Genomic DNA, 15,141 nt, shown 5'->3' with positions numbered 1-15,141 from the left:
GCATATCTCTTGGGTAGGAAGCACAAACGTTATAGGGAAGCTTGCAAGCACTGCAGCTCGCTATGGACGTGATCAATAATCGGCAGCGAGAGGTAGTGCTCAACGCGGTCACGCACGTGGTCAATCACGGCAGGGTCGGTGAGTTCTGCCGACCAGTCTTCTCCCCGTTGCTGGGCATCTTTAGCGTTTAGGTGCTGGGCGCGCCATTTCGCGCACCAGGTTAATGACCACAGCCAGGTAGCGCGACGGCAGGCGACCAGGGAGTCGGTATCGGGTGATTCACTCATGGCTGCTTGCCAGCGGCGGTAAAAATTAATCACGTCATTCAGCGATAGCACCGCTTGGCTGTTTACATCCCAGGTAGTGGAGGTGTAGAGGCTGGTGTGGGCGAGATCAATGCCCGGCAGGCCGTAGCGACACTTCTCTAAATCCACCAACACCGCGCGGCCATCGTCGCGGATTAAGAAGTTGCCAGGGTGGGTGTCAAAGCTAATCAGCGTCGCGGTTTCATCGTTTAGGCGGGGCGGAAGTAAGTCCAGTTCCTGCTTAATCCGCTGGGTCACTTTACTCGAAAGCTGCGCATCGCCTAGCCAGTTAGCCTGCTGGCGCACTTCATCCACCATCGCCTGCCACGGATTTTCAGGAGCGAGCAGTGGCGCCCGTGCCGCGAGAGCGGGCAGCGGTTGACGGTGCAGGCTGGCAAGAGCATCTGCAATGGCAGGCAGGTCTTCCGGCAGGCTGGCCAGACGGCCGCGGATCGCCTCAACCAACAACCCGCCACGAGGCAGCGATTCGCCTGGTGGCAGGGTGTCATACAGCACAGGCGTGTGTCCGCCAGGGCTAGAGCGCTGATAACAGGCGGCCTGATAGGCAAGGTTCGCTTCCGGCGGCAGGTTCATCTGGCTCTGTTTCGGTAGCCGCGCCACCCAATCATCGCCATCGTTGCGATGCACCCATACATGGTCATGAGCTAGCCCGGTATCCGCCATTGGCGAAAGCTCGCGGTACGCAATCCCGGCCCGCTCAAGTTCGGTCGCCAGCGCCTCTAATCGCGCCACAGTTGGTGTCGGCATAGAGCAGTCCGTATTGTTGCTGAATCAGCGATGCCACTTGGTGGCTGTTCTTGTACCAACCTTACACGTTTCGTAAGAAAATGTGATTAGGTGTGGTGTAAGGAGGAGGAAAAGCTTTGTATTAACTCACTCTAAACTTTGAAGTGGTCTGACAAAGTCAACAGAGCGTTCCCAAACAAAAACGGCACCCTGACGGTGCCGTTTTTGTTTCAGCTATTGTTACTAACCAACTTTATAAAGCCTCAATCTTCGCCTTTTGCTCTTCCAGCAGCTGCTTGGTGGCTTGGAACTCGTCCAGCTTGCCTCGCTCTTTATCCACCACGGCGACGGGGGCTTTGGCGATAAAGCCGTCGTTGCCAAGCTTCTTCTCGATGCCGCCGATCAGTTTGTCCTGTTTCTCGATCTCTTTACTGAGGCGAGCGATTTCGGCATCTCTGTCGATGAGATCCGCCATCGGCACCAATACTTCCATATCACCTACCAACTGCGTGGCTGAGAGCGGGGCATCATCAGGGTTGTCGAGCCATGTCACGCTTTCCAGCTTGGCGAGCTTGGAAAGGAAGTGGCGGTTGCTTTCCAGGCGCTCGGCATCTTCGGGCTTGCCTTTGGTCAGCAGCACGTCGAGGGGTTTGCCAGGGGCGATGTTCATTTCGGCGCGGATGTTACGCACGGCGATAATGACGCCTTTGAGCCACTCAATATCCAGGCTGGCCTGTTCGTCGATTTTACTCTCATCGGCTTCTGGCCAAGCTTGCAGCATGATCGATGCGTCGTCACCCATAAACACACCTGCCAGCGGCGAGACGCGTTGCCAGATCTCTTCGGTGATATAGGGCATCATCGGATGGGCCAAGCGCAGGATAGCTTCGAGTACGCGCACTAACGTGCGGCGAGTGCCGCGCTTGGCTTCGGCCGTCGCATTTTCGTCCCACAGTACGGGCTTGGATAGTTCCAAATACCAGTCGCAGTACTCGTTCCAGATGAATTCATACAGCGCTTGGGCGGCGTGGTCAAAGCGGTACTCGTCCAGCGCCTTGGTGACCTGGGCTTCGGTTTTCTGTAGCTGCGAGATGATCCAGCGGTCGGCGAGGGAAAGCTCAACTTCCTCTCCGCTCGTACCGCAATCTTCGCCTTCGGCGTTCATCAGCACGTAGCGTGAGGCATTCCACAGTTTGTTGCAGAAATTGCGGTAACCGTCCAGGCGGTTCATATCAAACTTGATATCACGCCCCGTTGTGGCCTGGGAGAGGAACGTAAAGCGCAGCGCATCGGTGCCGTGGGCTTCGATGCCGTCTTTAAATTCGTCCTTTGTGGCTTTGGCAATCGCCTTGGCCTGTTTCGGCTGCATCATATTGCCGGTGCGCTTTTCGAGTAGCTCTTCCAGCGTAATACCGTCGATCAAGTCGATAGGATCGAGCACGTTGCCCTTGGATTTGGACATCTTCTGGCCCTGGCCGTCGCGTACCAAACCGTGCACATAAACCGTCTTAAATGGCACCTCTTTGGTGAACTTCAGGGTCATCATGATCATCCGGGCTACCCAGAAAAAGATGATGTCAAAGCCAGTGACCAGCACGCTAGAAGGATGGAAGGTCTCAAGCTCCGGGGTCTTTTCCGGCCAGCCGAGAGTACCGAAAGTCCACAATCCCGAACTAAACCACGTATCGAGTACGTCTTCATCCTGCGTCAGCACGACATCGGGGTCGAGTGCATGCTTCTCGCGGGCTTCTTCTTCGCTACGGGCAACGTAAACATTGCCTTCCGCGTCGTACCAGGCGGGAATGCGGTGGCCCCACCATAGCTGACGGGAAATACACCAATCCTGGAGGTCACGCATCCAGGCGAAGTACATGTTTTCGTAGTTCTTGGGCACGAATTGGATATCGCCGTTTTCCACCGCTTCGATGGCGGGCTTGGCGAGGCTTTCCACCGCCACAAACCACTGGTCGGTAAGCAACGGCTCAATGACATCGCCGGAGCGATCGCCATAGGGCAGGGTGTTGTTAACGGCTTCGACTTGCTCCAGCAGGCCCAGCGCCTCCATATCGGCAACGATCTGCTTGCGCGCTTCAAAGCGGTCAAGCCCAGCGTACTTGGCGGGCAGCGTGGCGTCTTCGTCGGGCTGGGGCTGGCCTTTTAGGTCAAAGATCTCAGCTTGCTCAAGGATCGTCGCATCTTTGGAGAAGACGTTGATCAGCAGATGATTCTGGCGCTTGCCGACCGCGTAGTCGTTGAAGTCGTGAGCCGGGGTGATCTTGACGCAGCCGGAGCCTTTCTCCATATCGGCATGCTCATCCGCCACCACCGGAATACGGCGGCCTACCAGTGGCAGCTCGATAAACTTGCCGACCAGTGAGGCGTAGCGCTCATCTTCCGGGTTGACCGCCACACCGGTGTCGCCCAGTAGCGTTTCCGGGCGGGTGGTGGCGACCACTACGTAATCCTTACCGTCAGCGGTTTTAACTCCGTCCGCTAGCGGGTAGCGGAAGTGCCAGAAGCTGCCTTGCTGCTCTTTATTTTCCACTTCCAAATCAGAAATGGCGGTATGCAGGGTAGGATCCCAGTTGACCAACCGCTTGCCGCGGTAGACCAGCTTTTCTTCGTGCAGGCGCACGAACACTTCCTGCACCGCTTTATAGAAGCCGTCGTCCATGGTGAAGCGCTCGCGGCTCCAATCCACGCTGGCGCCCATGCGGCGCAGCTGGCGGGTGATATGGCCCCCAGACTCTTCTTTCCACTCCCACACCTTGTCGATAAACGCATCGCGGCCAAGATCGTGGCGGGTCTTGCCCTCTTCAGCCGCTATTTTACGCTCGACCAGCATTTGCGTGGCGATACCCGCATGGTCGGTGCCTACCTGCCACAGGGTATTGTTGCCCTGCATCCGTTTCCAGCGCGTCAGGGTATCCATAATGGTGTCCTGAAACGCGTGACCCATGTGCAGGCTGCCGGTCACGTTGGGCGGTGGAATCATGATCGAAAAGGGCTCGCCCTGGCCGGAAGGGGCGAAACGGTTGTCGGCCTCCCAGCGCTCGTACCAGCGGGTTTCGATCTGTTCGGGTTGGTAGGTCTTTTCCATGGAGAGTCGGCTCACGGCTGGCAAGAAATGTGAAATTGTATAGCGCGAGAGTATACAGCGTGAGTGCCGGGGTCGTCAGGTGCTACTCACGCTCGTTGTTAATGTTAACGGTTGCCGCGCACCGTCTTTACAAGGTGCTGATGCGAAGAAAACCCGCGCATGGCGATGAGCCCCAGGATAGGACCCGGCACTAGCCACCAGATCACCGCCAGCGACTGGCTCGACCACAGCGCGGTAACCAGCGCAATCGAAGGAATGGTGAGCCCAAAGCCGATAGCGTTCATCATCGCCAGCGCTGCCCCCAGTCGCTCGACTGGGGCGGTGGCCGATGCAAGCGCTGAAAACTGAGCAGAATCGGCAATCACGCTAACGCCCCATACGCCGAGAAGCGCTAGCAACAGCCAGGGCGATGCGCTGCCCAAAAGCGGATAAACCAAACACAACGTGCCCGAGACAGCCAACGCCACGCAGGCCACGCGGTCGCTGCCAATGTGACGGCTCCATTTGCCCGCGAGTACGCAGCCGGGCAAGCCCAACGCAATCACGGCAAAGCTTAGCCATGGCTGGGCGCCGTTGGCAGCGCCAAGACGTTCCAATTCCCTAGCGACCAGAAACGGCACCAGCGCCCATAGCGCATACAGCTCCCAACAATGGCCGAAATAACCTAGCGCGGCGGCGCGAAAACGCGGCTGTTTAAACGCGGCCAGCCCTGCCCAAGGGCGCCCGCTTTTGGCGGTGGCCGGGAGGTGTGGGCCTACGCCCAGTCTGAAAATCAACAGCGCGGCGACCAGCGCCAACAATGAGGCCAACAGCAGCGGCCACTGCCAGGGCAGGTGCAGCGTTAACCCGCGTAGCAGGTGTGGGGAAGCAATGCCCAAGGTCAGCATGCCCACCAGCCAACCCAGCGCTGCCCCGGCGTGGCTGGGAGTCCAGCTCACCACCAGTTTCATACCCAGCGGATAGATACCGGCCAGGCAAAGCCCTGTTGCAAAGCGCGCCACGGCTGCCAGCGTGACGCTCTCGGCCACGCCGATAAAAGCGGCGTTGATCAGTGCGCCAAGAACGGCAGAAAACGCAAACAGGTGGCTGGCACGAATTCGGTCAGCAAGGCCGGTGGTGGCGATCAGCAGCGTGCCGCTAATAAACCCGGCCTGAACGGCGATAGTGAGCAGACCCAAATCGCTTTCACTAAGGCCCACGGCCTCCTGCAGCGCCAGACCAACGCCATTAACGCTAAACCATAGCGAAGTGCCGAACAGTTGGGCGATGACGATAACGGCCAGGGGAGTGCGGGCTAAAAAGGTGTGAAACTGCATGGGCGCTCTCGTGCGTTGAGTTATTGTTGTTAAAAGATTAGTTAACCGAGCTTATGCGGCACGACCTCATGGCCCATTTCTTTATAGCGCTGCCAGCAGGTGCGTTTGGCGACCAGCACTTGTTGGTGCTGATTGATGATCTCGGCGATTCGCGCGTAGCGTTCTACACCTTCGGGAATATCGGGGTGCAAATTAAGCAGGGCGGTTTCTTCTGTCGGCACCGGCAGCTGCTGCCAGCCTAGCGTGATCGGTACGCTGGCGGCCATTTCGCTATCTTCCAGGGCGTGGGGTAAATAGGCATCCGGACGAAAATTCCACAGCGCGCTATCGGCCTGCTCGGCGAGGGCGCTGTCTTCGCAGTGTAGATGCAGGCGGTAGCCTTTACGCCAGATGGTCTCGGCCAGTTTGCAGGCAAACTGCAAGCGCGCCTCCAAGGTCGTATCGGGCAGAATGTAGAAATCAATACGGGCCATTGGCGGCTCCAGCGATTGCAGATAAATGTACTACTTACAAACAGCGCCGCCGCAAACGTTGCGGCGGCGTTGAACGGTGAAGCGTGGGTTTTAAACCCGCTTAAACCAGCTGGGTTAGCCAGCCGTACTTATCTTCACTGCGGCCGTACTGCAGGTCGAGCAGTTTGGTACGGATGCGCATGGCGATTTCATTATTGCCGCCCGCGGTGAGCTTGATACGCTCGTTTTCAGTGACCAGTTCACCTACCGGAGTGATGACCGCGGCGGTACCGCAGGCAAACACCTCGGTGATCTCACCAGATGCCGCCCCTTCGCGCCACTCGTCAATGCTGATAGCGCGCTCTTCTGGCGTTAGACCTTCATCTTTGGCCAGTGTGAGTACGGAGTTGCGCGTCACGCCTTCGAGAATGGTGTCGGTCAGACGCGGCGTCACCAAACGGCCGTCTTTGAAGACGAAGAACAGGTTCATGCCACCCAGCTCTTCCACCCACTTGTTTTCAGCCGCATCGAGAAACGCGACCTGACCACACTGGTGGGCTTCGGCTTCTTTTTGCGCGGCCAATGAAGCGGCGTAGTTGCCGCCACACTTGGCAAAGCCGGTGCCACCGGGGGCTGCACGCTTGTAGTTCGAGGAGAGCCAGATCGACACCGGGGCAATACCGCCTTTAAAGTACGCCGCGGCGGGGGAGGCGATCACGTAGTAATCGACTTCCTGTGAGGGGCGTACGCCAAGAAATGCTTCAGAAGCGATCATAAACGGGCGCAGGTAGAGGCTGCACTCATCAGAGGCGCTGGCAGGCGTAGGTACCCAAGCCTGATCCTGGGCGAGCAGCGCTTTCAGCGAGCCGATGAAATCCTCATCGGACAGTTCCGGCAGCGCCAAGCGGCGGGCGCTGCGGCGGAAGCGCTCGGCGTTTTTCTCAGGGCGGAATGTCCAGATTGAGCCGTCGGCGTGGCGATAGGCCTTGATACCCTCAAAAATCTCCTGGCCGTAATGCAGTACAGAGGCAGCAGGGTCGAGGGTTAGCGGGCCGTAAGGGCGCACCTGATGGCCGTGCCAGTCGGCGTCCACGGTCCAACGAATATGGGCCATGTGGTCGGTAAAGTAGCGACCAAAACCGGGGTTTTTAAGGATGTTTTCACGGATCTCATCGGCCGTAGGCTGGTTGGACGGCAGTATTTCAAAACGCGATTCTGACTGGTTATTTGAAGCTGTGGGCACGGCGTGTTGTCTCCGCTAGAGCCAGACCCCGAAGGGCAAAAGTAAGCAGTGTATGTAAGTACGGCGTGTGTCCAAGGACAGGGTGCACGCTCATGTATTCAGGTTTAACGGTTGCCGCGCTGAAAGGCAACCGTTGAACGAGGGATCGTGGTGCCGAGTGATGATATTAGCCGTCGCTGTTTTCTACTTGGGCATCGGTTTCACGGTCCAACAGGTACTGGGTTAATAGCCCAACCGGCCGGCCGGTGGCGCCTTTTTGCTTGCCTGAGTGCCAAGCAGTGCCCGCGATATCCAGGTGCGCCCAGGGGAAGTGATCGGCGAAGCGTGATAGAAAACATGCGGCGGTAATCGTACCCGCGGGGCGGCCGCCAATATTAGCCAGATCGGCAAAGTTGGAGTCTAACTGCTCTTGGTATTCATCCCACAGCGGCAGGTGCCAGGCGCGATCCCATGCCCCTTCGCCGGCATCCAGCAAATCCAGCGCTAGGTCGTCGTCGTTGGAGAGCAGGCCGGTGGCGTGATGGCCTAGGCCGACAATCACAGCGCCAGTAAGAGTGGCGATATCGACCACGCTGGCGGGAGTAAAGCGCTCGGCGTAGGTTAGCGCGTCGCACAGCACCAAGCGGCCTTCGGCGTCGGTATTGAGCACTTCGACGGTCAGCCCTTTTAGCGTTTTGATGATATCGCCGGGCTTGGTGGCGCGGCCGTCGGGCATGTTTTCGGCGGCGGCGACGATAAACACCAGATTGAGCTTCGGCTTGATATCCAACACCGCTTTGACGGTGCCGAATACGCTGGCAGCACCGCACATGTCGAATTTCATTTCGTCCATGCCTTCGCCGGGCTTGAGCGAAATGCCGCCAGTATCAAAGGTAATGCCTTTGCCGATTAGTACATGGGGCGCTTCTTCACCATTGTCGGCGCCCTGGTACTTCATGACGATCAAGCGTGTCGGTTCCTTGCTGCCGCGACCGACGGAAAGCAGCGAGCCTGCACCCAGAGCTTCCAGCGCTTCTTCATCGAGAATGTCGACCTCAAGTGCGCCCTTTGAATCGCGGCCCAGCTGCTCTGCCTGCTCGGCTAAATAGCGAGGCGTGCAGATATTGGCAGGCAGGTTGCCTAAGGTACGCGTGTAGTTGATGCCTTGGCCGATTGCATTGCCTATTAAGGCGCCCTGCTTAACCTGCGAAACAGCGTCAGCATCGCTGATCATTAACGTCAGCTTGGCTAGACTGAGGGCCGGTGCGGGCGATGATTTGAACTGATCAAAGCGATAAATGGCCCGCTCAGCTGCTTCCATCACCTTGCGCGCTTTCCAGGCAGGGTCGCGGTCGGCGAGTGGCACATCGCCGAATACCACGCTCGCTTCATCGATAGGTAGTTTTACCAACGCTGCCATGGCCGCATCCAGGGCCTTGATGAAGGCGGCTTCCTGGCATTTTTCGCGCTCACCCAAGCCCACTAGCAAGATGCGCTCAGCGCCCAGGCCCGGTGCAAAGGGCACTAATTGCACGTTGCCCAGCGCGGCGTCAAAGTCGCCGCGTTCCAGCAATTGGCCAATCAGGCGCTCGCTGGCGTCGTCCAGCTTGGCAACGGTGGGCAGAAGATCGCTCCCTTTGAAAACCGGTACCAAAAGGCAGGCCGTTTCGGTTTTGGCCGGGTTCGCAGTCTGAACGGAAAATTCCATGACGGCTCCAACAAGACAAGCAGCGAGGGATTCGGGATAATGCCCCGTTGCTTTTGATTGTGAAAAGGGACTGAGAATAATTTGTTTAGTGTACCCAAGCCATTCGCTTATTGCATGGCATCCTGCACGACTAGCCGGAGAGCGCGTTGATTTTATTTCGATATCTAACTCGCGAAGTGTTACTCACCATGTCGGCGGTCGCTGGCATCCTGTTGCTGGTGATTATGGGCAGCCGCTTTATCCGCTATTTTTCGGACGCAGCGGAAGGTGATATTCCGGTCACCATGTTAGGCAGCCTAATGATGTTTCACCTGCCCGGCTTTATGGAACTGATTTTACCGCTGTCTTTTTTTCTGGGCATCCTGCTGGCCTACGGGCAGCTCTACATGAATAGCGAAATTACCGTGATGGTCGCCTGCGGAATGAGCCCTACGCGGCTGTTGAAAGTGACCCTGCTACCCGCCAGCGTGGTGGCGGTGCTGGTAGGTATCTGCAGCCTGTGGCTGACCCCCTATGGCGCGCTGCAAACGGAAACTGCGCTGGAAGAGCAGCGTAGCCGCCTGGATGTTTCTGTGTTGGCGCCGGGGCGCTTTCAGGAATTTGGGGGTGGTCGTACCGCTTACATTGGCAGCTTTTCCAGCGATGGCACGGAAATGCAGGATGTATTGGTGCACGAGCAGAACCAGCAGGGCGATGAAGGTACCCACGACTACGTGACCCGCGCCGCATCGGGTTTTCAGGAAACGAGGCTTGAAACCGGTAGCCGATTTTTGGTGCTGGATGATGGTGAACGCTACGGGGTGACGCCAGGTGAGCAGAGCGCCGAGCGGCTCACGTTTGAGCGCTATACCCTGCGCCTGGGGTTAAGTCGCGACCGGCAGGAGCTTGATTCTCTGGAGTACGCGACCACGCTTGAGCTATGGAATAATCCAAGTCCCCGTGCTCAGGCCCAGTGGCAGTGGCGTGCGGGCCTACCCTTAATGGTGTTTGTGCTGGCTTTGATGGCTCAGCCGCTGTCCCGCGTCAACCCCCGCCAGGGGCGCTTCGGCAAACTACTGCCCGCGGTCTTTTTATATGTTGCGTATCTCAGCCTGCTGCTGGCGGTGGTCGATGCGATTGGCAGCGGTACTTGGTCCATTATGCTGGGTGTGTGGCCGGTACATGGTTTGTTCTTGGGGTTGGGCCTGCTAATGCTGTGGCGCTCGCAACGTAAGGGGATGCGCTAATGGTACTTGACCGTCTCGATCGTTATATCGCCCGCAACGTGTTGGCGGCCATTGTCGTCGTTCAGTTTGTGCTGTTGGGTTTGGATATTACTATCGCCTATATCGATGATTTAGGCGATGTACAGGTGGGTTATACCGCTTTTGATGCGCTGCTTTACCTGTTAATGCGTACGCCCTGGCGCTTTTACCAATATGCGCCGGTGGCGGTGTTAATCGGCGCGCTGATTGGTTTGGGCAGCATGGCGTCCAGCAATGAGCTCACCGTTATGCGTGCGGCTGGGCGCTCCCTGGCGCGCATTGTGTGGGGCGTGATGAAGCCGGTGCTGGTGGTGGTGGTCGTGGTGCTGCTGGTTGCCGAATATGTTAGCCCGCGCACCGAGCAATACGCCGAAGCGTGGCGCTTGGAAAAACTCCAAGGCGAAGGCGCCATGCTGACCAGCCGCAGCGGCTGGCAGATCGAGGGTGATAGTGTCTACCGTTTTGGGGCGATCCGTGCGGATAACGTGGTGCTTGATTTAACCCGTTATCGCTTTGATGATCGCCAGCTAGTCGAAGCCACTTACGCACAGCGTGCTCGTTGGGAGGGCGAGGCGTGGCGGTTGGAAAACGTCGCTACCACGCGCATTTTCGACGATCACACGGAGTCGGATCAATCGGCAAGCATGGGCTGGGACACTGCGTTTACCCCGACCCAACTGGAGCGCTTGCTGCGCGATATCGAGAGCCAGGCACCCAGCGAGTTGTGGGCCTATGCCCAGTTCCTTGAGGAGCAGAACCTGCAGAATGACCAAGCGCTGCTGTATTTTTGGCAGAAGATGCTGATGCCGCTCACCATGGGCTCGCTAGTGCTGATTGCCGCCTCCTTTGTGTTTGGCCCACTGCGCACCGTGGCCGCGGGTACGCGCGTGTTTTACGGCGTGGTCACCGGGCTGAGCTTCAAGTATGTACAGGATTTGCTGGCGCCCGCCTCGACAATCTTTGGTTTTTCCCCTGTATGGGCCGTACTGGTGCCGACATTAGCGTGTGCCGGGGTAGGGATCTACTTTCTACGTCGCAATGGTTAATGCCGCAAGGGGTAGGCATAGTTCGCTAAGCCCAAATGAGACGTCATCACCACCAAGTGGCAAACAAGAACTAATAAGAGGAACTATGCGAATACGACGCTTTGCTCAGTTGGACAGCGTATGGCCAGCGGGTCTTGGACGCCGCCTGGGTGCCATGCTCTATGACGGCTTTTTGGTCACCGCGATCTGGATTGCCGTGACCGTCGCGCATATGGTTTTTTTCCGCTATGTGCTTGGCCAGCAGCCAGAAGAGATTGGCACCACGGCCGGTGATATCTGGAGCCTGCGTCTCTTGCTGCTGTTTTTTGTCACGCTGTTTTTCGTTTTTTCCTGGTCGCGTGGAGGAATGACGTTGGGCATGCAGGCGTGGCGGTTGCGGGTGCAAACACTGGATGGCTATTCGCTGAATTTGAGGCAGTGCCTCATTCGCTGCGCGGTGGCGTGGCTCTCGCTGCTGGCATTTGGTTTGGGCTACTTATGGGTACTGTTCGATAAGCAGCGGCGTAGCTGGCCGGATATTGCTTCTAACACGCAAACGGTGGTATTGCCGAAAAAATAATGGTCACTTGCGATATGCCTTATGAAGATAGAAAACATTGCTAAGTCAATAGGTTATCGTACTTTGTTTGTTCTTTAAGACGAATAGATACCAACAAGCAGTCATTTCTACTTGAAAAGACCTATGCGAATCATTTACATTCACCTCATGACTTTTATGAGGTATCGCCATGTACGTTTGCGTGTGCAAGGGAGTAACCGACCATCATATTCGCCAGCACGTTAGCGACGGAGCGCGCAGCTGGCGAGAAGTGCGTGAAGCAACCGGCTGCGCAACGCAGTGCGGCAAGTGCGCATGCTATGCCAAATCTATTACCCGTGATGCAGTGTTTGAAGCGCGCCAAGAAGCCGATATGGGACTCGCTTATGCTGTGTGACGCGAATCACTATTGTTAGAGTTATCGTTAGCAAATATATGATTTACTTGAACTTTTAATCACCTTATCTATACTCTCAGAAACGCTGGGAGTATAGCTATTTGCGTCTATGCTCTTCTCCAAACGTAACTGCTTGATCGTATTGTCTAAACTAGATTAAACATCAGCATTACAGTAGAAAAGGTGACGTTATGAAAGGTGATACGAAAGTTATTGAGCATCTTAATAAGGCGCTCGGCAACGAACTCGTTGCGATCAATCAGTACTTTTTGCACGCCAAAATGTATAAAGATTGGGGGCTGAAAGCCCTCGCCAAATGGGAATACGATGAGTCCATTGAAGAGATGCAGCACGCTGACAAGATCATCGAGCGCATTCTATTCCTGGAAGGCATTCCCAACCTGCAAGACCTTGGCAAGCTGCACATTGGCGAAAACGTCAAAGAGATGCTCGAAAGCGATCTAAAAATTGAGCACGACGGCCGTAACGATTACATCGAGGCCATCACCTATTGCGAAAGCGTTAAAGATTACGTGACTCGCGATATGCTGCGTGACCTGCTTGCTGATGAAGAAGACCATATCGATCACATCGAAACAGAGCTGGGTTTGATCGACAAGGTAGGTATTCAGAATTACATGCAGCGCCAAATGCAGATGGCAGGCGACGAGTAAGCACTCTTTAGCCAAACTCTTAGCTTTGAAGTCAGCTAAGCGCACAAAGCAAAACGGGCAGCCAATGGCTGCCCGTTTTTTATAGGTGCGAAATGGAAACGCTGCGTTAAGAGCTTGTCGCCAGCGAATCGCCTGCTTTACCTGCACCCAGTACTGCTTCTGCAGGTTCATCAACGGTAAAGGTCGTGCGGCTCAAACGACGTACACGCTTCATAAATAGCGCGATGCAGATAAGCGTACCCAGTGCCGCTACCACATAGCTCAAGTGCAGCGGTAGGCCAAAACCGATAGGAGCATAGGCCAAATAGGTAAAGGTGGCCATGGTCATAAAGGTGGCTGGGATTGACGTGATCAAGTGAGGTTTACGCGACAGCACCAGATACATGGTACCTACCCACAGCGCGATAACGGCGGTGGTTTGATTCGCCCATGAGAAGTAACGCCATAGTAGCGTGAAGTCCATATGGGTTAATGCATAGGACACTACAAACAGCGGTAGAGCGACCATGACGCGCTTCATAATCGGCTTTTGATCGATCTTAATGTAATCTGCAATGATCATTCGCGCGCTGCGGAAAGCGGTATCGCCAGAGGTGATCGGCAACACAATAACGCCAAGTACGGCCAGGGTGCCGCCGACAGCGCCAAGCATGGTGGTGGAGACTTCACTCACCACTGCAGCAGGACCGCCCGCCGCCAGCACATCGGAGAGCGACTGGTCGCCGTAGAACAGGCTCATCGCCGCCGCCGCCCAAATCATCGCAATGATGCCTTCGGTGATCATCATGCCGTAAAAGATTTTACGCCCATTGGTTTCATTTTCAGTCGTGCGCGAAATAATCGGCGTTTGGGTGGCGTGAAAGCCGGAAAGCGCACCACACGAGATGGTTAAAAACAGCAGCGGAAAAATGGGGGCTGCTTCAGGATGCATGTTCTGGAAGGAGAGCTCTGGAATGGGGGCGCCCGTCACAATCAAGCCAATACCAATACCCGCCGCGCTGAACAGTAGTAGCGCACCGAAGTAGGGATAGATACGGCCGATGACTTTATCAATCGGCAGCAGGGTGGCGATCAGGTAGTAAATAAAGATGGCAACAATGATGAGTGTTAACGACAGCGACGTCATATTGGCCAGCAGCGCTGCGGGTGAGGTCACAAAGACCGTACCCACCAGAAGAAGCAGCAGAATCGCAAAGCCATTCACCACGTGCTTCATCGCTTTACCGAGGAACTTACCTGCTAGCTGGGGCAGGTGAGCGCCGTGATTGCGAATCGAGATCATCCCGGTCAGATAATCGTGGACAGCACCAGCAAAGATGCAGCCGACCACAATCCATATAAAGGCAACAGGGCCATAAAGTGCGCCAAGAATAGGACCAAAAATAGGGCCTACACCGGCAATATTAAGTAACTGGATAAGCGAGTTACGCGTGGTATTCATCGGCACGTAGTCGATGTTATCGCGCATGGTGAACGCTGGTGTACGCCGTTTGCGATCGGTCACAAACACGCGCTCAACGAACTTCCCATAGGTAAAGTAGCCCGCTATTAGCAGCAGGATCGATACGATAAAGGTAATCATCTAAGGTACCTAGAGCAGTGAGGGGGATAGGCGAGCATGCTAAGAGCACACAAGAAAGGGCTTCTTTAGCCACGGCGAATGTACAGATAAGCACTATAAAATCACAGTTAGACTTTAGTTGCCCGCAGGCAAAAACGGGCAGCTCAATGGCTGCCCGTTTTGTTTGTTAACAACGATGGTTAATCTACGACTCGACCACGCCGCAGGCCATGCGGGTGCCGCCACCGCCCAGATGTGGCTCATCTGTGTAGGTGTCACCGCCTTCATGAATCATCAGGCTGCGACCCGGCATATCTTCCATACTCAAGCGGGGCGCCAGTACCGGCAGGTTGGCTTCGCCATCCTCATTCACGGTCAGCACCGGTAGGTCACCTAAATGACCTTCACCGTAAGGGCCTTGGTGGGTGCCGGTTTTCTCGGGGTCATAGTGACCACCTGCGGACAGTGCAGCGGTCATTTCGCCACTGTCGTTTTCGGCAGGATCGCAGCTGGCGTTCTGGTGGACGTGAAAACCATAAACACCGGGCTCAAGATTGGTTAGTGAAGGGGTTAGCAGTAAGCCATGATCGGTATGCTCAAGAGATACGGTGCCGATCGAGTCTTCAACCCCCTCGGCGCTGACTTTGTGCATCTCCACCTCAAGGGTTTCATTGGCTTGCGCCGCCGTGCTGGCGAGCAGCAGCGAAGCGGCAATAGCGGTAAGCGGTGTTGAATAGCGCATAGAGTTATCTCCTTCCGAATCCATGGAAACGCTGTAGTGGCGTTGCTTATTTAAGGTAGCTGCCAAGCGGTTTGTTCGCCAATTAACCC

Annotated in this window: 13 protein-coding genes; 5 read left to right on the top strand and 8 right to left on the bottom strand. The window is 56.0% G+C overall.

The window, feature by feature from the left end; genetic code table 11:
* Positions 1 to 29: 29 nt before the first annotated feature.
* The 6 genes from KO116_RS18585 to KO116_RS18560 all read right to left on the bottom strand — a co-directional run bounded on the left by KO116_RS18585 (position 30) and on the right by KO116_RS18560 (position 8,850).
* On the bottom strand, positions 30 to 1,073 hold the full coding sequence (locus KO116_RS18585; RefSeq protein ID WP_035564702.1) for an aminoglycoside phosphotransferase family protein: 1,044 nt from the start codon (positions 1,071 to 1,073) through the stop codon (positions 30 to 32).
* Positions 1,074 to 1,305: 232 nt separating this feature from the next.
* Positions 1,306 to 4,152, bottom strand: a complete 2,847-nt coding sequence (locus KO116_RS18580) for a valine--tRNA ligase (RefSeq protein WP_035564700.1) — start codon at positions 4,150 to 4,152, stop codon at positions 1,306 to 1,308.
* 104 nt (positions 4,153 to 4,256) lie between these two features.
* The gene (locus KO116_RS18575; RefSeq protein WP_035564698.1) at positions 4,257 to 5,468 is read right to left on the bottom strand and encodes an MFS transporter; all 1,212 of its coding nucleotides are present in this window, start codon (positions 5,466 to 5,468) and stop codon (positions 4,257 to 4,259) included.
* Positions 5,469 to 5,509: 41 nt separating this feature from the next.
* On the bottom strand, positions 5,510 to 5,941 hold the full coding sequence (locus KO116_RS18570; protein WP_035564696.1) for a DNA polymerase III subunit chi: 432 nt from the start codon (positions 5,939 to 5,941) through the stop codon (positions 5,510 to 5,512).
* A 100-nt stretch (positions 5,942 to 6,041) separates the two neighbouring features.
* Positions 6,042 to 7,163 (bottom strand): branched-chain amino acid aminotransferase, encoded by a 1,122-nt coding sequence (locus KO116_RS18565; RefSeq protein ID WP_035564695.1) that lies wholly within the window; start codon positions 7,161 to 7,163, stop codon positions 6,042 to 6,044.
* 166 nt (positions 7,164 to 7,329) lie between these two features.
* Complete coding sequence (locus KO116_RS18560) at positions 7,330 to 8,850, bottom strand: leucyl aminopeptidase (protein WP_035564694.1); 1,521 nt, start codon at positions 8,848 to 8,850, stop codon at positions 7,330 to 7,332.
* A 146-nt stretch (positions 8,851 to 8,996) separates the two neighbouring features.
* Here KO116_RS18560 and lptF point away from each other — a divergent pair, with 146 nt between their 5' ends.
* The 5 genes from lptF to bfr all read left to right on the top strand — a co-directional run bounded on the left by lptF (position 8,997) and on the right by bfr (position 12,749).
* A complete protein-coding gene (gene lptF, locus KO116_RS18555) occupies positions 8,997 to 10,076 on the top strand; it encodes an LPS export ABC transporter permease LptF (RefSeq protein WP_082072647.1) in 1,080 nt (359 codons plus the stop codon).
* A complete protein-coding gene (gene lptG, locus KO116_RS18550) occupies positions 10,076 to 11,140 on the top strand; it encodes an LPS export ABC transporter permease LptG (RefSeq protein WP_035564690.1) in 1,065 nt (354 codons plus the stop codon). Before lptF ends, lptG begins: the two co-directional genes overlap by 1 nt.
* Before the next feature lie 85 nt (positions 11,141 to 11,225).
* A complete protein-coding gene (locus KO116_RS18545; RefSeq protein ID WP_035564688.1) occupies positions 11,226 to 11,699 on the top strand; it encodes an RDD family protein in 474 nt (157 codons plus the stop codon).
* A 169-nt stretch (positions 11,700 to 11,868) separates the two neighbouring features.
* Positions 11,869 to 12,075 carry a (2Fe-2S)-binding protein gene (locus tag KO116_RS18540; RefSeq protein ID WP_035564686.1) on the top strand — a complete coding sequence of 69 codons (207 nt, stop codon included), beginning with the start codon at positions 11,869 to 11,871 and terminating at the stop codon, positions 12,073 to 12,075.
* A gap of 191 nt (positions 12,076 to 12,266) precedes the next feature.
* Entirely contained in the window at positions 12,267 to 12,749 is a 483-nt protein-coding gene (gene bfr, locus KO116_RS18535; RefSeq protein WP_009288515.1) for a bacterioferritin, read from the top strand.
* Between the two features lie 106 nt (positions 12,750 to 12,855).
* Here bfr and KO116_RS18530 read toward each other — a convergent pair whose 3' ends face one another.
* Together KO116_RS18530 and sodC are read right to left on the bottom strand one after the other, a co-directional pair.
* Entirely contained in the window at positions 12,856 to 14,331 is a 1,476-nt protein-coding gene (locus tag KO116_RS18530) for a carbon starvation CstA family protein (RefSeq protein WP_035564683.1), read from the bottom strand.
* Between the two features lie 184 nt (positions 14,332 to 14,515).
* Complete coding sequence (gene sodC / locus KO116_RS18525) at positions 14,516 to 15,052, bottom strand: superoxide dismutase family protein (RefSeq protein ID WP_035564681.1); 537 nt, start codon at positions 15,050 to 15,052, stop codon at positions 14,516 to 14,518.
* Between the last annotated feature and the right edge of the window lie 89 nt (positions 15,053 to 15,141).

The sequence above is a fragment of the Halomonas sp. KO116 genome (assembly GCF_000734975.2).
Classification (GTDB): domain Bacteria; phylum Pseudomonadota; class Gammaproteobacteria; order Pseudomonadales; family Halomonadaceae; genus Vreelandella; species Vreelandella glaciei.
This window is presented reverse-complemented; position numbering and strand designations above follow the sequence as displayed.